The organism is Acinetobacter johnsonii (genome assembly GCF_048551975.1).
Lineage (GTDB): Bacteria > Pseudomonadota > Gammaproteobacteria > Pseudomonadales > Moraxellaceae > Acinetobacter > Acinetobacter johnsonii_A.
In genome coordinates, this window is record NZ_JBIMCF010000305.1 from 1 (window position 1) to 255 (window position 255).

1 protein-coding gene is annotated in these 255 nt (G+C 42.4%); it reads left to right on the top strand.

What is annotated here, in order from left to right; translation table 11 throughout:
- On the top strand, window positions 1-255 hold a 255-nt coding region (locus tag ACG9ZB_RS17580; protein WP_419326881.1), incomplete at both ends, for a glycosyltransferase family 2 protein.

Sequence of the window (255 nt, forward strand, 5' to 3'; positions counted from 1 at the left end):
GTGTCTTGGCGTTTGCAATTCGACCATTGGGATCTGCACTATGTGCCTAATGCTTTGGTCTATATTTATATGCCTGAAACCTTTGGGGGGTTATGGAAACAACGTTTACGTTGGGCACAGGGTGGATTTGAGGTCTTATTGGCCTATACCAAACAAATGTTTAAATGGCGCTTACGCCGTATGTGGCCTGTCGCAATTGTGTCTATGATCAGTGTGATATGGGCTTATGTAATGTTTGGCATCATTGTTTTATAT